The organism is Brevibacterium sp. W7.2 (assembly GCF_018137945.1).
GTDB classification, from domain to species: Bacteria; Actinomycetota; Actinomycetes; order Actinomycetales; family Brevibacteriaceae; genus Brevibacterium; species Brevibacterium sanguinis.
Genome location: NZ_CP073089.1, coordinates 1,104,207 through 1,124,894 on the forward strand (window position 1 = coordinate 1,104,207; position 20,688 = coordinate 1,124,894).

The 20,688-nt window shown below is 65.7% G+C and carries 15 protein-coding genes and 1 pseudogene; 13 read left to right on the forward strand and 3 right to left on the reverse strand.

Annotated elements, in window-relative coordinates; translation table 11 throughout:
- The first annotated feature begins 19 nt into the window (after positions 1–19).
- From mobF to J9315_RS04885, 3 genes are all read left to right on the forward strand, one after another.
- Complete coding sequence (mobF, locus tag J9315_RS04875) at positions 20–3,577, forward strand: MobF family relaxase (RefSeq protein WP_162909124.1); 3,558 nt, start codon at positions 20–22, stop codon at positions 3,575–3,577.
- Positions 3,578–3,739: 162 nt separating this feature from the next.
- Entirely contained in the window at positions 3,740–4,624 is an 885-nt protein-coding gene (locus tag J9315_RS04880; RefSeq protein ID WP_119297045.1) for a DUF1837 domain-containing protein, read from the forward strand.
- The gene (locus J9315_RS04885; protein ID WP_119297044.1) at positions 4,600–6,741 is read left to right on the forward strand and encodes a DEAD/DEAH box helicase; all 2,142 of its coding nucleotides are present in this window, start codon (positions 4,600–4,602) and stop codon (positions 6,739–6,741) included. Before J9315_RS04880 ends, J9315_RS04885 begins: the two co-directional genes overlap by 25 nt.
- Positions 6,742–6,854: 113 nt before the next feature.
- On the opposite strand, the gene J9315_RS04890 is transcribed toward J9315_RS04885, so the two are convergent.
- Positions 6,855–7,868, reverse strand: coding sequence for a DNA-processing protein DprA (locus tag J9315_RS04890; protein WP_225984160.1), 1,014 nt, complete (start codon positions 7,866–7,868; stop codon positions 6,855–6,857).
- A gap of 209 nt (positions 7,869–8,077) precedes the next feature.
- Here J9315_RS04890 and J9315_RS04895 point away from each other — a divergent pair, with 209 nt between their 5' ends.
- Entirely contained in the window at positions 8,078–8,443 is a 366-nt protein-coding gene (locus tag J9315_RS04895; RefSeq protein ID WP_119297043.1) for a sulfate permease, read from the forward strand.
- 9 nt (positions 8,444–8,452) lie between these two features.
- Entirely contained in the window at positions 8,453–8,689 is a 237-nt protein-coding gene (locus J9315_RS04900) for a hypothetical protein (protein ID WP_119297042.1), read from the forward strand.
- Between the two features lie 90 nt (positions 8,690–8,779).
- Here J9315_RS04900 and J9315_RS04905 read toward each other — a convergent pair whose 3' ends face one another.
- Together J9315_RS04905 and J9315_RS04910 are read right to left on the reverse strand one after the other, a co-directional pair.
- On the reverse strand, positions 8,780–10,588 hold the full coding sequence (locus J9315_RS04905) for an ABC-F family ATP-binding cassette domain-containing protein (protein WP_119297048.1): 1,809 nt from the start codon (positions 10,586–10,588) through the stop codon (positions 8,780–8,782).
- 146 nt (positions 10,589–10,734) lie between these two features.
- Positions 10,735–12,042 (reverse strand): annotated as a pseudogene (locus J9315_RS04910) (ABC-F family ATP-binding cassette domain-containing protein); the annotation flags it as partial.
- Positions 12,043–12,329: 287 nt separating this feature from the next.
- Here J9315_RS04910 and J9315_RS04915 point away from each other — a divergent pair.
- The 8 genes from J9315_RS04915 (at position 12,330) to J9315_RS04950 (ending at position 20,686) form a co-directional block, all read left to right on the forward strand.
- Positions 12,330–13,406, forward strand: a complete 1,077-nt coding sequence (locus J9315_RS04915; RefSeq protein WP_249121030.1) for a BMP family ABC transporter substrate-binding protein — start codon at positions 12,330–12,332, stop codon at positions 13,404–13,406.
- A gap of 74 nt (positions 13,407–13,480) precedes the next feature.
- On the forward strand, positions 13,481–15,094 hold the full coding sequence (locus J9315_RS04920) for an ABC transporter ATP-binding protein (protein WP_211978900.1): 1,614 nt from the start codon (positions 13,481–13,483) through the stop codon (positions 15,092–15,094).
- Positions 15,091–16,323 (forward strand): ABC transporter permease, encoded by a 1,233-nt coding sequence (locus J9315_RS04925; RefSeq protein ID WP_137826503.1) that lies wholly within the window; start codon positions 15,091–15,093, stop codon positions 16,321–16,323. The genes J9315_RS04920 and J9315_RS04925 overlap by 4 nt, the downstream gene beginning before the upstream one ends.
- Before the next feature lies 1 nt (position 16,324).
- Positions 16,325–17,611 carry an ABC transporter permease gene (locus J9315_RS04930; protein ID WP_211978901.1) on the forward strand — a complete coding sequence of 429 codons (1,287 nt, stop codon included), beginning with the start codon at positions 16,325–16,327 and terminating at the stop codon, positions 17,609–17,611.
- 26 nt (positions 17,612–17,637) lie between these two features.
- The gene (locus J9315_RS04935) at positions 17,638–18,138 is read left to right on the forward strand and encodes a cytidine deaminase (RefSeq protein ID WP_211978902.1); all 501 of its coding nucleotides are present in this window, start codon (positions 17,638–17,640) and stop codon (positions 18,136–18,138) included.
- Between the two features lie 34 nt (positions 18,139–18,172).
- Positions 18,173–19,462, forward strand: coding sequence for a thymidine phosphorylase (locus J9315_RS04940; protein ID WP_211978903.1), 1,290 nt, complete (start codon positions 18,173–18,175; stop codon positions 19,460–19,462).
- A gap of 93 nt (positions 19,463–19,555) precedes the next feature.
- Complete coding sequence (gene deoC / locus J9315_RS04945; protein WP_211978904.1) at positions 19,556–20,209, forward strand: deoxyribose-phosphate aldolase; 654 nt, start codon at positions 19,556–19,558, stop codon at positions 20,207–20,209.
- 246 nt (positions 20,210–20,455) lie between these two features.
- Positions 20,456–20,686 (forward strand): hypothetical protein, encoded by a 231-nt coding sequence (locus J9315_RS04950; protein ID WP_211978905.1) that lies wholly within the window; start codon positions 20,456–20,458, stop codon positions 20,684–20,686.
- Positions 20,687–20,688 lie beyond the last annotated feature (2 nt).

Genomic DNA, 20,688 nt, shown 5'->3' on the forward strand with positions numbered 1-20,688 from the left:
GTCTGTCCACCTGGTCTGCATGACGGTCTCGATGCGGGTGATGAGCGCGGGCGACGGGTACAAGTACCTGATGCGCACGATCGCCGCCGCCGACGGCGACCGCTCCCTCTCGACCCCGTTGACCAGGTATTACACGGAAGAGGGAACACCACCGGGCACTTGGATCGGGTCGGCCCTTCGCGGCCTCGGAGACGGGCGGATCGCTCTCGGCGATGAGGTCTCGGAGTCGCAGTTGCAGTTGCTGATCGGGATGGGCCGCGATCCCGTCAGCGGCGACCCGCTCGGGCGGGCCTTCCCACGGTACGTCTCGGTCGCCGACCGGATCGAGAAGCGCGCCGCCGACCTCGACCCCGGCCTGGGGATGGGTGAGCGTGCCGAGCAGATCAGCCAGATCGAGGCCGAGGAGATCGAGCGGGGCAACCGCCGTGCGGTCGCGGGGTTCGACTACACGTTCTCGGTGCCGAAGTCCGTCTCCGTGCTGTGGGGCGTGGCCGACGCCGGCACGCAGGCCCTGATCGCCCAGGCGCATCACGAGGCGATCGCCGAGGTCGTGAACTTCATGGAGCGCGAGGTCGCCGCGACCCGCACCGGCTACACCGCCGCCGACGGCGCGGTCGCCCAGGTCGACGTGACCGGACTGATCGCCACGGCCTTCGATCACTACGACAGCCGCTCCGGGGACCCGCAGCTGCACACTCACGTCGTGATCTCCAACAAGGTCCAGACCGCGTTGGACGGACGATGGCGGTCACTGGATGGCCGCCCGATGCACGCGGCGGTCGTCGCGCTCTCGGAGCATTACAACGCGGTCCTGGCCGACCGCCTCACCGGCACGCTCGGCGTGGAGTGGGAGGCACGGGATCGGGGCCGGGACCGCAACCCGGCGTGGGAGATCACCGGGGTCAGCGAGGAGCTGGTCGAGGAGTTCTCCTCCCGCGCCCGCGATATCGACGCCGAAACCGACCGGCTCATCGCCGCCTACACCGCCGAGCACGGCCGCCGGCCCTCCGCACGGACGATCGTGCGCCTGCGCGCCCAGGCCACTCTCGCCACCCGGCCCGAGAAGCAGGTCCATTCCCTGGCCGACCTGACCGCTGGCTGGCGCGACCGGGCCGGCCAACTGCTGGGTGAGGACGCGACCGGCTGGGCCGGCAGCCTTCTCGCCGAGGCGCAGCAGGTGCGGCCGTTGCGGGCAGATGATGTGCCATTGGAGGTGATCTCCGAGCTCGGGCAGGCGGTGGTCGAGGTCGTCGGCGAGAAACGCTCGACCTGGCGGCGATGGAACCTGCACTCCGAAGCGAGCCGGCAGTCGATGGCATGGCGATTCGCGACCGCCAGCGACCGGGAGGCGATCGTGGGGATGATCGCCGATGCCGCCGAGCAGGCCTCACTGCGGCTGACGCCGCCCGAGCTCGCCACCAGCCCGGCCGCGTTCCGCCGCCCAGACGGCACCAGCGTGTTCCGGCCCCGCCACTCGACCGTGTTCTCCTCCACGGTGCTGCTGGAGGCCGAAGACCGTCTCCTGGAACGCTCCCGCACCCTGACCGGCCCGACCGTCGAGGTCGAGACGGTCGAGAAGATCACCGCGAAGCCCGACCAGGAAGGGCGCCTGCTCGGCGACGACCAGGCCGCAGCGCTCACCCAGATCGCGGTCTCCGGCCGTGTTCTCGACGTGCTGGTCGGCCCGGCAGGTGCCGGGAAGACCACCGCCATGTCGGCATTGCGGCGGGCATGGGAGAAGCAGCACGGCCACGGGACCGTGGTCGGGCTGGCTCCCTCTGCCGTGGCGGCGCAGGTCCTCGGCGATGATCTCGGGATCGCGACCGAGAACACGGCGAAGTGGTGGCAGAACCACCTTCTCCGCGGGGAGACGTTCCAGGCCGGGCAGCTCGTCATCATCGACGAAGCCAGCCTCGCGGGCACTCTGTCGCTGGAGCGCATCACCGGCCTCGCAGCCGAGACGGGCGCGAAAGTGCTGCTGGTCGGCGACTACGGACAGCTCCAATCCGTCGATGCGGGCGGGAGCTTCGGGATGCTCGTGGCCGACCGCGACGACGCCCCCGAGCTCGTGGACGTGCACCGCTTCGTCCACGAATGGGAGAAGACCGCCTCCCTCGATCTGCGCCACGGCCGCACCCGCGTGATCGACACCTACGCAGGTCACGGCCGCATCAGCGACGGCGATGCCGAGGACATGATCGATGCCGCCTACACCGCTTGGCGTGCCGACCGCGACGCCAGACGGGCCTCGGTGCTGATCGCCGAGACCCGTGAAGACGTGACCGCGCTCAACGCGAGGGCCCGCGCCGATCTCATCCTGGCCGGGAAGATCAAACCCGGCCGGGAGGTCGCACTGGCCGAGGGCACGTCCGCTGGCGTCGGGGACACGGTCATCACCCGCCGCAACGATCGACGCCTGCGCACCGGCACGGGCCGGGGATGGGTGCGCAACGGCGCGCGGTGGCAGGTCACCGACGTGCGCGATGACGGGTCGATCACGATCCGCAAGCCCGGCCGCAGGTTCGGGTCGATCGTGCTGCCGGCCGACTACGTGGCCGAGCACGTCGATCTGGGATACGCCGTCACTGCGCATAGGGCGCAGGGCATCACCGTCGATACCGCGCATGTGCTGGTCGAGCCGTCCTCGACCCGTGAGAACGTCTACGTCGCGATGACCCGCGGCCGCGAGTCCAACCACGCCTACGTCGTCCTCGACCGCCCCGACGACCACGCCGCACCGCACCCCTCGGACAACGAGGAAGCCACCGGCCGCTCGGTCCTCTACGGAGTGCTGCAGCACTCGGGAGCCGAGCTCTCCGCGCACGAGACGATCACCGCCGAGCAGGACCAGTGGGGCTCGATCGCCCAGCTCGCCGCCGAGTACGAAACCATCGCCGCAGCCGCCCAACACGACCGCTGGGCCGCCCTCATCCGCGACTCGGGCCTGACCGAAGAACAGGCCGACGCCACGCTGGGCTCGGTCGCGTTCGGAGCGCTGACTGCCGAGCTGCGCCGCGCCGAGGCCAACCACCACGACGTCGATACGCTCTTCCCGCGCCTGGTGGCTGCTCGCGGCTTCGATGACGCCGAGGACATCGCCAAGGTCATGCATTACCGTCTCGCACGCGCCACCGCCCAGCCGGCCGGGTCGGGGCGCATGAGGAAGACCCCGCGGCTGATCGCCGGCCTCATCCCGCACGTGCAGGGCCCGATCGCGGCAGACATGCTCCAGGCCTTGACCGAGCGACGAGAGCTGATCGAGACCCGCGCCGACGCGATCCTCGACACCGCCCGCCAGACCGGCGAACCGTGGACCCAGCCGCTCGGTGACCCGCCGTCCGGTGACCGCGAACAGGCACGCTGGCGACGTGACGCCCGGACCATCGCGGCCTACCGCGACCGCTATCAAATCAGCGACGACACCCCACTCGGCCCGGCACCCCAGAGCGCGGCGCAGAAGATTGACCGCGCCCGCGCAGCGGCAGCCATACGTCGGGTAGCTGCGGATACTCCTCAGACCGGAGACTCTGTCGCCCAACGTTCTGTCAGCGTCAGGAGGCAAGAACGATCCCTGTGACATCTGGTGACACTCACGCCAGAGGACCTCTTGGCTACAGCCGAAGAGGATAGGATGTGACTCAACCGCATGGCTGCGGCACGCGTAGCTATGACAGCAACTTCGACCTCATGGGCACCTCCGTTGAGCGTCTTCAGCTATCCACGGAGGTAACTGTCGGCAATGGCTACGAAGCTCCCAGTTCCTGAGACGATCCTTGAACTCGTCGTAGATCACACCGACAGTCTCTTACCATCTGCAACGTTTTGCGCCGGTTTCGAAGATGGAACATGGCGCTCCGATGACCTCAGCGTCGATCTGATCAATTGGGCAGCAGATTGGATTCTTCCTACGCAAGAACTGGAAGGGTACAACCACGCTACTGGCACAGCACTGCTCGGGAAGGCTCTCAGTCGTGTCTACGCCACCATTGACTTTGAGAGAAGAGGAGAAATTGGTGAACTCCTCCTTCACATGATTCTGCGCAAGTTCTATGGAAGTTCGAGACTTATATCCCGGATCTACTTCAAAGACGCTGCCAACGACACTGTCAAAGGTTTCGACTGTGCCCACATTGTCGATACAGGAGCCTCCGGGGAACTGGAACTCTGGCTTGGCGAATCGAAGCTCTATAAAGACAGCTACGGTGCAGCCAGCGCAATATATGATGAGCTGAAGCTACATCTCAGTCGCGACTACCTGCGGTACGAATTTGCCGCCATAACCGACAAGATTCCTGACGACTATCCTCACCGGGACAAGATCACCGCGCTGTTGTCTCGAAAGACCTCGTTGGACAGAACATTCAAGAGTGTCGTAGTTCCTATCTTCATTTCCTATGACAGCGAAGCTGCGGGCAGGCACAAGGAGAGCACTGAGGAGTACCTCGCTGATCTACGAACCGAGGTCATGAACAACTGGAAGAGTCTGCGAGACAGGTACGAGAACTGGACACTTCCTCGTCAGATCAGGGCACACGTGTTTTTCTTCCCAATGGACACCAAGGCCGAACTCACGTCCGCTTTCGATGGGAGGTTGAAAGCATGGCAGGCTCTCACGCAGAACTGACATCTCTGCTACGCGGTGAGGTTGACGACGCGTTTGAGATCCTATCCGATATTGCTGCTTTCACTTCAATTAATGGCATCGGATCTGAAAGCACGGATCTTGTAATTCGAGCGCTTGAGAAAATCAGTAGGACGGGACCCGAGGGCGAAATCCTTCGAAGTTTAGCAATGCTGCACGGACTGTACCCCTATGCCGTTCAAGGTGCAGACCATGACTCTCTTCGGGATGCGGTCATCATGGAAATGAACCGACCCAACCCAGCCTCTGAGACCGTCTTCCACCGCATTCAGTCTCAAGTATTTCACCGCCTGGTTGAAGGAGAGAATGTAATTCTCTCGGCGCCAACCAGCTTTGGAAAGAGTGTGGTTATAGATGCACTAGTTCAAACTGGCAGGTACAAGAACCTGGTACTCGTGGTTCCTACAATCGCACTTCTGGATGAGACCCGCCGACGCCTCTCCCAATTTCGTGAGTACAAGATTGTCACCCACCCGAACCAGGAGTTGAGTGAACGCAACATCCTGGTCATGACACAGGAGCGGTTGCTCGCGGTTCCTCAACTCCCTGCGGTTGATTTCTTCTTCATTGACGAGTTCTACAAGCTTGCGGAGGAGAGCGAAGGCACTCTAGAACAACGCGCATCAATGTTGAATCAGGCATTCTTGCGACTCGCTAAGACTGGCGCCCAGTTTTACTTTGCGGGTCCAGTCGTGGAGGGCCTCGCATCAGTCCTCCCTTCTAACCTTCGTGCTTCTTTCATCAGAACTGATTTCTCCACCGTTGCTGCTGACACCAGAAAACTCAAGGCTTCAAACGACGAAGAACGCCTCGCGATAGTAGCCGAACTGATTGGTTCGTCCTGTGACCCCACATTGGTATATTGCCAAAGCCCAGCAAAGACGCGAAAGGTTTTGGAAGCGCTGATCGAACAGCGGTCAAGTGGCGCGACCGTTAGTCGGGGCTTACCGGAAGTAGCCGAGTGGATCGAAGAGAACTACCATCCGGATTGGATTGTCTCAAGAGCGCTGCGACGTGGAGTGGGTGTGCATCATGGACGCCTTCCTCGTTGGCTCGCACAAAAGATGGTACAGGGATTCGAAGACGGTGATCTTGACACGCTTGTCTGCACGAACTCTCTGATCGAAGGAGTCAATACCCGAGCAAAACGCATCATAATTCTTGATCGCAAAGTTGCTAATAGGGCATACAACTACTTCACATTCGCCAACATACGTGGCCGTGTTGGCAGAATGTTTAAGCATTTCGTGGGTGAGATCGTGCTCTTTCATGATGCCCCGACGAGAGAGTTTCCCGAGATTGACATTCCTGGAGTCAGCCAAAGCGATATTGCCCCGAGTTCACTACTCGTGCAGATCGACGAAGGAGATTGGAGCGACGAGACCAGGGAGCGGGTGTCACCTGTATTAGAAGAGTCGGGCCTTAGCCTGAAGGTTCTGCGCTCGATAAAGGGTGTGGAACCGGAAGCTGCAACCGAGCTTGCGAAGCATATTCGCACGCTGCCCACGTCACGGCTTCAGCCGCTGCAGTGGTCTACTTCCTACCCAAAATGGGCGGAGCTTCGGGCAGTCTGCGAACTGATATGGAACTACATTCCTCCTTCGTATCATCGTGGGCACGGCGCATACAGCGCGCAGCAACTCGCTTATCAAGTCAATCAAGCGTCTCTCGTTGAAGGCCGAATGAAGGACATTATCGCGGGGTTTGTTGAGAACGAACATGATCAATCTTCCAGCGTTGACGAGAAGATTGAGGCGGCGTTCGATTTCGTGCGGTACTGGCTAGACCACAATTTTCCCACTGCGTTGAGGGCGCTCGATGTAGTCGTGAGCGAGATTCTTGAGGAGCGCGGATTGGAATCTGGGTCATTCGACGGTTTCGCGGCCCGAGTTGAGAGCATGTTCTCCGCTCCGCATCTCACTACGTTGGAGGAGTACGGCCTGCCTCTTGAGATATCGCGACAGTTGGTACGCGGACTTGGGAACTCCCGAAGTCTCGATGAGATGCTTGAAGCAATTCAGGCGTTGCGTGGCACAGAGAGAATACCGCTTACTAGTTTTGAACGTTCGCTTCTCGGAGAAGTAGTGGCAACGATTTAGTTTCCGCTGCACTCAACCCATCAACCGAGTGAAGGGCACCTCTGCCGGGATGACTGCGCTCCACAGAGACGGCTTCTCGCCCGTGTGGTCTCGACGTTTTCAGCGTGGCGATCCTAGAACTGACGAATTGTCGGCAACCCGAAAGAAGCGGGCTCCTGAGTCTCGAACGGCCGATAGGCTGCCTGGCGGTTCAGCAGCCGGCCTGGATCATCCAGCGAATCCAGCAGGGCGGTCACGTCCGCGGTATCGGTGATGATCTCGGCGCGTCCGCGCTTGATGAGCTCATGCGGACCCGCACTCGCCGCCGACGTGACCGGGCCGGGGACCGCTCCGACGGCGCGGCTATGCCGGTGGGCTTCTGTTGCCACCAGCAGCGATCCCGACCGGAAGCCTGCCTCTGGGATCACCGTCGCGCCCGAGAGCGCACCCAGCAGACGGGCGCGGGCCATGAACCGCCACCGGGTCGGCGTCGCCCCCGGAGGAGCCTCGCTGGCCAGCACCCCCAGATCGCCGATCCGGGCCAGCAGGTCCGAGTTCCCGCGCGGGTAGGGACGGTCAATGCCGCCGGCCAGTACCGCGATCGTGCCTCCACCGTCGGCGAGTGCCGACCGGTGTGCTGCGGCGTCGATGCCGTAGGCGCCGCCGGCGACGATGGTGCGCTCCTGTTGGGCCAGGTCTCCGGCGAGATGCCCGGCGACCTGGACGCCGTACTCGCTGGCCGCCCGGGAGCCGGTCATCGTGACCCGATCCGTGAGAGCGCCTGCGAGGAAGGAGGTCGCCCCGCGTGTCCACAGCAGGTACGGGGCGCGGGAGCCGAGGTCGTTGAGCGCGTGCGGCCAGTCCGTATCGGTCGGGATGAGCGTGGACATACCGGCTCGTTCCGCCTCCGCAACTCGTGCCGAGATGTCGCCCTCAATGCGCGGGGCGACGCGGTTGAGCCAGGCGATCGCATCGGCGCGGTTCATCTCCGGCACCGCGGCCTGGTCGTCTTCGAGCAGCCGGAGCGTCTCGACCCCGCCGAGTCGGTGCAGGATGCGGCCGGTGGCCGCGTCGTCAGGCTCGGCGATCATCGACAGCATCATCCGTGCCTGCCGCTCACCCTTCGCCTGCTCTGCCAGCTTCGCCATGATCTGTGTCCCTTCCCAGACGGTCACCGGCAAGGTGCACCGCCAGCGACCGAGCACGGCCCGCGGGGGCTACCGCGCGTCGTACGCGCGGCGTAGAGTGAGAAGCACAGAGGCAGATTCGCCCCTCACCATGTAGGCCCCCTTTTGGGGCCGTCCTTCGGGACACTCCACACGTACTGCCTCATCACAGTTGCGTGCTTGGAGGCATCATGTTCCGACTCATCTGGTTCGCCAGCATCCATATCCGCGTCTTCATGCGCCGCCGGATGCCGACCAACATCGTGCTCGACAAGGTCCGCACCCGTCGCGGCCTCAAGTGGGGCATCCCGGCGATGCTGCTCGCGATCCCGTACCTCTACGCCGCGAGCCTACTGACCGTCATCATCCGTGACGGCGGGCCGGGCTGGCTCAACCTCATCGTGCTGGTCGCGATCTGGTCGGGGCTCAAGTTGCTCTGGATCGGCCCCGTCAGCCTGGTTCTGCTTGCCCGCGTGCGCATCCACGAGCACACCGAGCGGCGCACGGAGCGTAACTCTCGGGAGCACGTTATCGCCGAACCGACGGTCTCGGCGTAGGAGTGCACGATGGGTAAGTACGTGAAGAAGACCTCGCGGCGTCGGTACGACGAACGACATTTCTCTATCAGGGCGGTGCATCGCGAACCACCCGATCTGCACAAGCTGTCGGAGATGCTGATCCGTCTCACGTTGCAGGAGATCGGAGAATCACGAGCCAGTCGTCGCGCCGAAGAGGTTCCCGAGACCTACCGAGAACCCACCCCCGCCGAAACAAGAAACGAGCACAGACCGCCGCAGGCCTGATCACCCCGGTCATCGGGATCAGCATTCGCGCCTGTCGCTCACGAAGCGGCAGGCGCGAACCTCTGTCTGCGGGGCGGGAGCCCTGGCCCGTCAGCTGATCGACTCGGACAGCTCCAGCCACCGCTCTTCGAGCTCGGCGACCTCGCCCTCCGCCTCGCGCAGCTCATCGGTATGGCCTTGCAGGCCCCCGTAGTCGCTCTGATCGTGGTCGGCGAGACGCTGATGGATGCGGTCGATGCTTCCCGACAGCTTCTCCAGCCGGCGTTCGATCGCGCCGATCTCCTTCTGCACCGCCCGGCGCTCCGCACCCGACAACTCCGAAGACGAAGGCGACGATGGTTTCTGTTCGGCGGCCTGGGCGCTCATCGGCGACGGGGTCACGGCCTGCTGCTCCTGCGCGGCTCGCAGCCGCAGGTACTCATCCACCCCGCCCGGCACATGCCGCAGCCCGTCGTCCAAGATGGCGTACTGCTGGTCCGTGACCCGCTCCAGCAGGTAGCGGTCGTGCGAGACCACGATCAGCGTGCCCGGCCAGGAGTCCAGTAGGTCTTCCAACGCGGCGAGCATGTCCGCATCAACGTCGTTCGTAGGCTCGTCTAGTAGCAGCAAGTTCGGCTCACTGAGCAGCAGCATCAGCAGCTGCAGCCGCCGCTTCTGCCCGCCGGAGAGGTCATCGACGCGTGCCGAGAGGTGTTCGCGGGCGAAGCCGAGCCGTTCCAGCAGCTGCGCCGGGGTGAGGTCTTTCCCGTCGATCTGGAACGTGGTCTTGGTGCGGGCCAGGACCTCGCGCACCCGGTCACCGCCGATATCGGCGAGCTGGGAGAACTGCTGATCGAGGATGCCGACCTGCACCGTCTTACCCCGCTTGACCCGTCCCTCGGTCGGCTCCAGGGTGCCGCAGATCAGTCCGAGCAGCGTCGACTTGCCCGCACCGTTCGCGCCCAAGATGCCGGTGCGCTCACCAGGGGCGATCCGCCAGGTCACGTCATCGAGGATCGTCCGGTCCCCGAAGCTCACGCTCGCGTCTTCCAGGTCCACGACCTGCTTGCCCAAACGTGCGACAGCGACCCGCTGCAACTCGATGGGGTTGCGCACCGGCGGCACGTCAGCGATCAGCTCGTTGGCCGCGTCGATCCGGAACTTCGGCTTCGACGTGCGCGCCGGAGCGCCTCGCCGCAGCCACGCCAGCTCCTTGCGCATCAGGTTCTGCCGCTTGCTCTCGGCCGCAGCGGCCATCCGATCTCGCTCGACCCGCTGGAGCACGTAGGCGGCGTAGCCGCCCTCGAACGGCTCGACCGTGCCGTCGTGCACCTCCCACGTCTCGGTGCAGACCTCATCGAGGAACCAGCGATCGTGCGTGATGACCAGCAGTCCGCCGCTGTTCTTGGGCCAGCGTCGCTTCATGTGCTCAGCCAGCCAAGCGATACCCTCCACATCAAGATGGTTCGTAGGCTCATCTAGCGCGATGAGCTCGTAGTCACCCACCAACAAGGCGGCGAGGGCCACGCGCCGCCGTTGCCCTCCGCTGAGTCGGCCGATCACCGCATCCCAGGAGATATCCGAGACCAGCCCGCCGATCACATCGCGGATGCGGGCATCGCTGGCCCACTCATGCTCCGGCGCGTCGCCGGCGATCGAGTACCCGACCGTGGCCTCCGGATCGAGGTCGTCACTCTGACCGAGCACGCCGAACCGCACGCCGCCGCGCCGGGTCACCCGACCCGCCTGCGGCTCGATCTGCCCCGAGAGCATCCCCAGCAGGCTCGACTTGCCGTCACCGTTGCGACCGACGATCCCGATCCGGTCGCCCTCCTCGATCCCGACCGAGAGCGAGTCGAAGACCACCCGCGTCGGGTACTCCAAGTGCAGCCCTTCGGCCCCCAGAAGCGGTGTAGCCATCAGCGACCACCCCTCCCGACCGGCGCGGTGCGACACGGCACGCCATACCGTCTCCCAAGGAGCCGACGTCGAGCATCAGGGCGTGACGTTGCCCTGCCACGACGGTAGAATCGAGGTGTCCGGAACGAACAACCCATCGAATTGTTGGGTTCGTCGAGGATGATGACATTGGGTTCGGACATCAGGAGCATGAGGAGCTGCAAGCGGCGCTTCTGGCCCCCGGAGAGGTCGTCGACCCGGGCCGAGAGGTGCTCCGTGGCGAACCCCAAGCGCTCGAGCAGCTGGGCCGGGGTGAAGTCCCTGCCCTCGATCGTGAACGTCGTCTTCGCTTCGGCGAGGACCTCGCGCACTCGCCTGCCGCCGATCCGGGCGAGATCGGCGAACTGCTGATCGAGCACGCCGACTTTGACGGTCTTGCCGCGTTTGACTCGCCCCGCGGTCGGTTCGAGCGTGCCGGCGACGAGCCCGAGCAGCGTCGACTTCCCGGCGCCGTTGGGACCGAGGATGCCCGTGCGCTCGCCGGGACCGATGCGCCACGTGACGTCGTCGAGGACGTCCCGGTCACCGAAGTGGACGGACACACCTTCGAGGTCGACGACGTCCTTGCCGAGCCTGGCCGTCGCCATCTTCTTCAGCTCGATGGGATTGCGGACCTCGGGCACGTCGGCGATGAGCTGATTGGCCGCCTCGATGCGGAACTTCGGCTTCGACGTCCGGGCGGGAGCCCCGCGGCGCAGCCACGCGAGCTCCTTGCGCATGAGGTTCTGCCGCTTCGCCTCGGTGGCCGCGGCGATCCGGTCGCGTTCGACGCGTTGGAGCACGTAGGCGGCGTACCCGCCTTCGAAGGGCTCGACGATCCGGTCGTGGACCTCCCACGTCTTCGTGCACACCTCGTCGAGGAACCACCGATCGTGGGTGACGAGGAGGAGGGCACCGGAGTTCTTCGGCCACCGGTTCCTCAGATGCCGTGCCAGCCAGGCGATGCCGTCGACGTCGAGGTGGTTCGTCGGCTCGTCGAGGATGATGAGGTCCCAGTCCTCGACGAGGAGGGCCGCGAGGGCCACGCGCCGCCGTTGACCGCCGGAGAGGCTGCCGATCCGCGCCTCCCAGGGCAGGTCGGCGATGAGGCCTGAGATGATGTCGCGGATCTTCGCGTCCCCGGCCCACTCGTAGTCGGCCTTGTCGCCGACGACGGAGAATCCCACGGTCGCCTCGTCGTCGAGCTCGTCGCGCTGGGTGAGCATTCCCAGCCGCAGGCCCCCGCGGTAGGTGACGCGCCCGGAGTCGGGGGTGATCGTGCCGGCGAGCATCCCGAGCAGCGAGGATTTGCCGTCGCCGTTGCGCCCGACGATGCCGATCATGTCCCCGGTGTCGACGCCGAGGGTGACCGAATCGAAGACGATGCGCGTGGGAAATTCGAGGTGCAGGGCTTCGGCCCCGAGAAGATGTGCCATAACGCCCACCAGCCTAGAGCACCGGGGCATGCCCTACCGTGATCGGCCCGTGAGGCGGCACAGCGGCCCCTGTCGGACGCACTGCAACTGTGACTGTTGATTGCGTTTTCATATCGGTGTCGCGGATTCGCGTGCTACGCGCGCGGGAGACGTGGCTCACGTGCATTAGACTGGCCGAAAACTCATCGAAATGTGACCGATCGCCCAGTCGTCTCACAGATTCGCGATGAGTCGGCCGGCGGTCCACCGCCGACGCCAGTGTTGGTCCTTCGAGAAAAGAGTAGACCTTGAAAAAGCTCGCATCAGCGGTGTCGATGATCGCCGCATCCGCCCTCGTGCTCTCCGCCTGCGGCTCCGGCGGCAGCGGCAGCGACTCCAGTGCCGGCGGGGACTACCTCGCCTGCATGGTCTCCGACTCCGGCGGCTGGGACGACCAGTCGTTCAACCAGTCGGGCCGTGAGGGACTGACGAAGGCCAAGGACAGCCTCGGCATTCAGGAGAGCCTCGCCGAATCCCAGGGCGACGCGGACTTCACCCCGAACGTCGACAACATGGTCCAGCAGGGCTGCAACCTCACCTTCGGCGTCGGCTTCCTCCTCGAGGATGCGATCCAGACCGCCGCCGAGGCGAACCCCGACCTCAACTTCGCCCTCATCGACTCGACGTTCTCCGACCCCGACGGCAACCCGGTCGAGATCGACAATGCCAAGCCGCTCGTCTTCAACACCGCCGAGGCCGCGTACCTCGCCGGCTACGTCTCGGCAGCGATGTCGAAGTCCGGCAAGGTCGGCACGTTCGGCGGCATCCAGATCCCGTCGGTCACCGTCTTCATGGACGGCTTCGCCGACGGCGTGCAGAAGTTCAACGACGACAACGGCAAGAACGTCGAACTCCTCGGCTGGAACAAGGACAGCCAGCAGGGATCGTTCTCCGGTGACTTCGAGAACCAGGGTCAGGGCCAGGAGCTGACGAAGCAGCTGATCTCCCAGGGCGCCGACGTCGTCATGCCCGTCGCCGGTCCCGTCGGCCTCGGTGCCGCGGCCGCAGCGAAGGAAGCCGGCGACGTCAAGCTCGTCTGGGTCGACACCGACGGCTACAACTCGACGGAATACGGTGACATCATCCTCACCTCGGTGGTCAAGGAGATCGCCAACGCCGTCGAGGACACCGTCAAGCAGGGCGTCGACGGCAACTTCACCTCCGAACCCTACGTCGGCACGCTCGAGAACGAAGGTGTGGGACTGGCTCCCTACCACGACTTCGACGGCGAGGTCCCCGAGGACGTCAAGACGAAGGTCGAGGAGCTGAAGAAGCAGATCATCGACGGCACCATCACGGTCGAGTCGGAGAACTCGCCCAAATAATCACCTGGGTTAAACTGCAGGGTCGAAATCTTTCGGCCCTGCAGTTTTCAAGTTTGTGAGGAGTGCTGCGAGCAGTGAAACTCGAGCTTCGCGGGTTGACGAAGGTGTTCGGATCATTCGTCGCCAACGACCACATCGATCTCACCGTGGAACCGGGTGAGATCCACGCCCTTCTCGGTGAGAACGGCGCCGGCAAGTCGACGATGATGAACGTCCTCTACGGCCTCTACGACCCCGATGGGGGAGAGATCCTCATCGACGACAAGCCGGTGAGCTTCGCCGGACCCGGCGATGCCGTGGCCGCGGGAATCGGCATGGTCCACCAGCACTTCATGCTCGTGCCGGTCTTCACCGTCGCCGAATCCGTGGCGCTCGGCTACGAACCGACGAAGGGGCTCGGCCTCATCGACGTCGCCGAGGCGCGGAGGAAGGTCACGGAGATCTCCGCGCGGTTCGGGTTCAACATCGACCCCGACGCCCTCATCGAGGATCTGCCCGTCGGCGCGCAGCAGCGGGTCGAGATCATCAAGGCCCTGTCCCGCGACGCGGAGATCCTCATCCTCGACGAGCCCACCGCCGTGCTCACCCCGCAGGAGACCGACGAGCTCATCTCGATCATGCGCCAGCTCAAGGAGCAGGGCACGTCGATCGTCTTCATCACCCACAAGCTCCGCGAGGTCCGCGCGATCGCGGATTCGATCACCGTCATCCGCCGCGGCAGGATCGTCGGGGAGGCCTCCCCGGACTCCACCGAGGCGGAGCTCGCCAGCCAGATGGTCGGACGCAACGTGTCCCTGACGACGGACAAGAGCCCCGCCGACCCGGGTGAGGCGACGTTCCAGGTGCGCGGCCTCACCGTCGTCGACCGGGCCGAGAACGTCGTCGTCGACGATGTCAGCTTCGACGTCCGTCGCGGCGAGATCCTCGCGATCGCCGGTGTCCAGGGCAACGGGCAGACCGAGCTCGCCGAGACGATCATCGGGCTGAGCGAACCGCGCCTGGGCACGATCACCCTCGACGGGAAGAACCTCGTCGGCACGTCCGTCAAGGACCGGTTGGGCGACGGCATCGGCTTCGTGCCCGAGGACCGGTCGACCGACGGCATCATCGCCGAGTTCTCGATCCGCGAGAACATGATCCTCGACGTCTACGACCGCCCGCCGTACGCGAAGGGCCCCAACCTCCGCTCCTCGGTCATCACCGCCGAGGCGAAGAAGAAGGTCGACGAGTTCGACATCCGCCTCGGCAGCATCGCCGACCCGATCTCCACCCTGTCCGGCGGCAACCAGCAGAAGGTCGTGCTCTCCCGCGAGCTCGGCCGGGAGCTGCGCCTCTTCATCGCCAGCCAGCCGACCCGCGGCCTCGACGTCGGATCGATCGAATTCGTCCACAAGCGCGTCATCGCCGAACGCGACACCGGCACCCCGTGCATCATCGTCTCGACCGAACTCGACGAGGTCTACGGACTCGCCGACCGCATCGCCGTGATGTACTCCGGTCGGATCGTCGGGATCGTCGGACCCGAGACCTCGCGTGAGGCGCTCGGCCTCATGATGGCCGGTGTCCCCGCCGAGGAGGCGCTGGCCTCCGCAGGCACCGCACCCGAGGCGGGTGCCCCGTCCGACGCCGGCACCGCGGCCGACGCGACCCCAGACTCAGCGACCACCTCGGCGGAGGAGAGCGAATGACGACTGACATCTCACCGGCCGCGCCGTCCCCGGCCCCGCCGCCGACCGCCGAGGCGAAGCCCGGGCGGCAGCAGACCCTCATCCAGGAGATCCTCTCAGGATCATGGCTGGTCACGGTGCTCGCCATCGTGCTCGCCCTCCTCGTCGGCGGAGTCCTCATCGCCTTCGCCAACGCCGAGGTCATCGCTGCGGCGAGGAACTTCTTCTCCGCTCCCGGCGCGTTCTTCTCCACGGTCTTCTCGACCGTCGGAGACGCCTACTCCGCGCTCTTCCGCGGGGCGATCTTCGACTGGAACGCCCGCACCCCCGAGCGCGCGATCCGCCCGCTGACCGAATCGCTCGTCAACGGCACCCCGCTCATCCTCACCGGCCTCGGCATCGCCCTGGCCTTCCGCTCGGGACTGTTCAACATCGGCGGTCAGGGCCAGGTCATCCTCGGCGCCACCGTCGCAGGCTTCCTCGGCTACGCGCTCAGCCTGCCGCCCATCGTCCACATGCTCATCGCCGCGGTCGGCGGCATCATCGGCGGGGCGATCTGGGCGGGCATCGCCGGTGTGCTCAAGGCGCGGACCGGGGCGAACGAGGTGATCGTGACGATCATGCTCAACTCGATCGCCGGCTACCTCCTCGGCTACCTGCTCAAGCAGTCGTGGTTCACGCACACGCAGTCGGCGAACCCGCAGTCGCGCACGATCGACGAATCGGCGCAGATGTTCCTCCTCCTGCCGCTGCCCTTCCGCCTCAACTTCGGGTTCATCCTCGCGATCCTCGCGACGATCTTCGTGTGGTGGCTGCTCGAGCGCTCGACGATCGGCTTCGAGTTCAAGGCCGTCGGCGCGAACCCGCATGCCGCGCGCACCGCCGGCATCTCGGTGGCCAAGGTGACCGTCCTCGTCATGGTCATCGCCGGTGGCCTCGCGGGACTCGCCGGGGCCACACAGGTGCTCGGCACGGAGGACAAGCTCACCGGCGGGATCGCCGGGTCCATCGGCTTCGACGCGATCACCGTGGCGCTGCTGGGACGGTCGAAGCCGCTGGGGACGTTCTTCGCCGGGCTCCTCTTCGGCGCGTTCAAGGCCGGCGGCTACCTCATGCAGTCGCAGACCGGCACACCGATCGACATCGTCCTCGTCGTCCAGTCGGTCATCGTCCTCCTCATCGCCGCCCCGCCGCTCGTGAGGACGATCTTCCACCTGCCCGCACCGGTGCTCAAGCGGAAGGAGTCCTGATATGAGCGCACAGACTCTTGACACCCCGACCGGTGCGCACACCAAGGTGGTCGCGCCGATCGCGTGGAAGTACCCGATCGTCTACTCGGTGCTCGCACTCATCGCGCTGATCTTCTTCGGCCTCATCGGCCGGGCAGGGGATACGACCTTCCGGATCGCCACCGGCGGTGACTTCTTCGCCATCCCCGACCTCGTCGTGTCGGCGAAGGCCACGGGCCTCGTGCTCGCGCTCATCCTCGTCGTCATGGCGGCTGTGAGCATCTGGTTCGCGACCCGCAGGGACGACCTCGGCTCGTGGTTCCCCGTCACCTTCGGCATCGTCTTCGTGCTCTCGTTCCTCGCGTGGGCCGGCGGCGGCAGCGGCGGCGTCATCCCGCTGACCACCCTGCTCGCCGGCGCCCTGGCGCTGTCGGTGCCGCTGATCTTCGGTGCGATGTGCGGTCTCATCGGAGAGCGCTCGGGCATCATCAACATCGCGATCGAGGGTCAGCTGCTTGCCGGTGCGTTCCTCGCCGCGGTCGTCGCCTCGGTGGTGAAGAACCCCTACGCCGGGCTGCTTGCCGCCCCGATCGCCGGTGCCCTCGTCGCCGTGGTGCTGACCTTCTTCGCCGTGAAGTACTGGGTCAACCAGATCATCATCGGCGTCGTCCTCAACGTCCTTGTCGTCGGCCTGACGAACTTCCTCTACTCGACGGTGCTCACTGAGAACCCCGAGCTGTGGAACTCCCGGCAGAAGCTGCCCAACCTGCCGATCCCGCTGCTCTCGGACATTCCGATCCTCGGGCGGGTGCTCTTCGATCAGAACATCCTCGTCTACATCATGTACGTCGTCGTCATCGCCCTGCAGATCTTCGTCTTCCGCTCGAAGTGGGGACTGCGGATGCGGGCGGTCGGCGAGCACCCGAAGGCCGCCGACACCGTCGGCATCAAGGTCAACTTCACGCGGGTGCGCAACACGATCATGGCCGGGGCGATCGCCGGCCTCGGCGGCGCGTTCTTCACCGTCGGCTCCGGACTCGCCTTCGGCAAGGAGATGTCGGCCGGACAGGGCTACATCGCGCTGGCCGCGATGATCCTCGGCAAGTGGAACCCGAAGGGCGCGCTCTTCGCCGCCCTGCTCTTCGGCTTCTCGAAGAGCCTCGGCAACACGCTGCAGTCGATCGGCACGCCCGTGCCCAACGAACTGCTGCTCATGCTGCCCTACATCGTCACGATCCTCGCCGTCGCCGGATTCGTCGGACGGGTCCGCCCGCCGGCCGCCGAGGGCGTGCCCTACGTGAAGTCATGACAGTGTGACGGAGATCGGAGGATGCGATGACGACAGCACACGCGTTCGGGGACGATCCCACCTGGTGTGAGCCGGTGGCGAAGGTGATCCCCGCCGAGGTGACCGAGGAGTCCTGGGAGCTGCTGCGCGCCTCCGCGGTCGCCGCCATGGGAAGGGCCTACGCCCCGTATTCGCGGTACCCCGTCGGGGCCGCGGCCCTCGTCGACGACGGTCGGATCGTGGCCGGCTGCAATGTCGAGAACAGTTCGTACGGGGTGACCCTGTGCGCCGAGTGCTCACTCGTCTCCGATCTGTTCATGAGCGGCGGCGGCCGGCTCGTCGCCTTCGACTGCGTCGACGGCCACGGCACCACGCTCGCCCCGTGCGGGCGCTGCCGCCAGCTGCTCTTCGAACACGGGGGAGCCGACCTCGTCCTCAACATGCCCTCGGGACGGAAGACGATGGCCGAGGTCCTGCCCGACGCCTTCGGTCCCGACGACCTCGGGGCAGGCAGCCTCGGCGAGGGCACTGGGCACCCGAAGCACTGACCACTTCCCACCGACCACCGGAGGTTCACCAACTGTGACCGTAGAGTCATTCGACGCCGTCGACGTCATCGCCGCCAAGCGCGATGGCCGGGCGCTGTCCAAGGACCAGATCGACTGGGTCATCGACGCCTACACCCGCGGGGTCGTCGCCGACGAGCAGATGGCGGCGCTCGCGATGGCGATCTTCCTCAACGACATGGGGTCCGACGAGATCGCCGACTGGACGCAGGCGATGATCGCCTCGGGGGAGCGGATGGACTTCTCGTCGCTGACGCACACCACCTCGGACAAGCACTCGACGGGCGGTGTCGGGGACAAGATCACCCTGCCGCTCGCGCCTCTCGTTGCGGTCTTCGACGTCGCCGTCCCGCAGCTGTCCGGGCGCGGCCTCGGACACACGGGCGGCACGCTCGACAAGCTCGAAGCGATCCCCGGCTGGCAGGCGAACCTGTCGAACGAGGAGATCCTCACGCAGCTCGAGGACATCGGGGCCGTCATCTGCGCCGCCGGTTCCGGGCTCGCCCCGGCGGACAAGAAGCTCTACGCCCTGCGGGACACGACCGCCACCGTCGACTGCGTTCCGCTCATCGCCTCGTCGATCATGTCGAAGAAGATCGCCGAGGGCACCGCGGGCCTCGTCCTCGACGTCAAGGTCGGGTCCGGGGCGTTCATGAAGGACATCGGGAAGGCACGCCGGCTCGCCGAGACCATGGTCGGGCTCGGGAAGGCCGCCGGAGTGAAGACCTCGGCGCTGCTCACGGACATGTCGACGCCGCTCGGGCTCACCGTCGGCAATGCCCTCGAGGTGCGCGAGTCCGTCGAGGTCCTCGCCGGAGGCGGGCCCGCCGATGTCGTCGACCTCACCGTGGCTCTCGCCGAGGAGATGCTGCGGCTCGCGGGACGAACCGACGTCGACGTCCGGGCCGCGCTCACCGACGGTCGGGCGATGGACAAGTGGAAGGCGATGATCCGCGCCCAGAACGGGGATCCGGACGCCCCGCTGCCCGTTGCGTCCGACACCGAGGTCGTCTTCGCCCCCGAATCCGGGGTGCTGACGAAGCTCGATGCGCTCTCCGTCGGGGTCGCCTCGTGGCGGCTCGGTGCTGGACGCGCACGCAAGGAGGACCCGGTGCAGGCGGTCGCCGGCATCGAACTCCATGCCAAGCCCGGTGACACCGTCGCCGCCGGCGACCCGCTGCTCACCCTGCACACCGACACGCCTGAGCGCTTCGAGCGCGCCCTCGAGTCCCTCGTCGGGGCCTACGAGATCGGCGGCGATGCCGCCGCCGTGCCGGACTCGATCGTCCTCGAGACGATCACGTAGGCTTGCGCCCGTCGCCGCTGGCTTGACCTGCCACCGGCCCAGCCCTTGCACCACCGCACACAGCATTCCCGTACACATTCTTTGGAGGACACCATGACCAGCCGCTCCGACGTCGCCGCCATGATCGACCACACCCTGCTCAAGCCGGAGGCGACGCGGGCCGACGTCGACGCGCTCGTCGCCGAGGCGAGAGACCTCGGCGTCCTCGCCGTGTGCGTCTCACCGTCGATGCTGCCGCTCACCGACACCGGTGACCTCGTCGTCGCGACCGTCGTGGGGTTCCCCAGCGGTCAGGTGAAGCCGGAGATCAAGGCCGCCGAGACCGAGCGGGCCGTCGCCGACGGCGCCGCTGAGGTCGACATGGTCATCAACATCGGGCAGGCGATCGCCGGGGACTTCGACGCCGTCGAGGCCGACATCCGCGGTGTCGTCGAGGCGAGCGGCGACGCGCTCGTCAAGGTGATCATCGAATCCGCGGCACTGACCGATGAGCAGATCGTCGAGGTCAGCCGGCGCGCCGAGGCGGCCGGAGCCGACTTCGTCAAGACCTCGACGGGTTTCCACCCGGCCGGTGGGGCCAGTGCGCACGCGGTGGCGCTGATGCGCAAGACCGTCGGCGACCGCCTCGGCGTCAAGGCCTCCGGCGGAATCCGCACCGTCGAGGCGGCCGAGGAGATGATCGCTGCCGGTGCCTCGCGCCTCGGCCTGTCCGGGTCCGCCGCGATCCTCGCGGGACTCTCCGACTGATCGGCACGCCCAGGCGCTCGCGGACCGGCACGACCCAGCGCTCCGACTGACGCGCCGCAGCGCGTGAGGCGCGCCAGTGGATCGTCGGCCGCTCGTTCAGGCGTTAGTGCGGATGCGGGCGCGTGCACGCCCCTAGATCCGCACCCGCGCTTGATCGAGCGCTGGCGGATTCGGGTATATCCGATGTTCTGCCGGTTCTGGCGCACTGTGCATGCAATCTGCATGCAAGACGCGTATGATCCTGTCATGACTGCCATCCAGATCCGCGACGTACCGCCCGAGATTCGCGATCAGCTGGCCGCTCGTGCGCGCGAGAAGGGCCAGAGTCTGAGCTCGTACCTCCGCGACGTCATCATCCGGGAAGCACGGTTCGCCGACAATGCGCGTGTCATCGACGAGATCTCGACGTGGAAGGGGCAGCGGAGCTTCAGCGTCGACGATGTTCTCGATGTCATCGATACCGGTCGGTCGGCCTGACG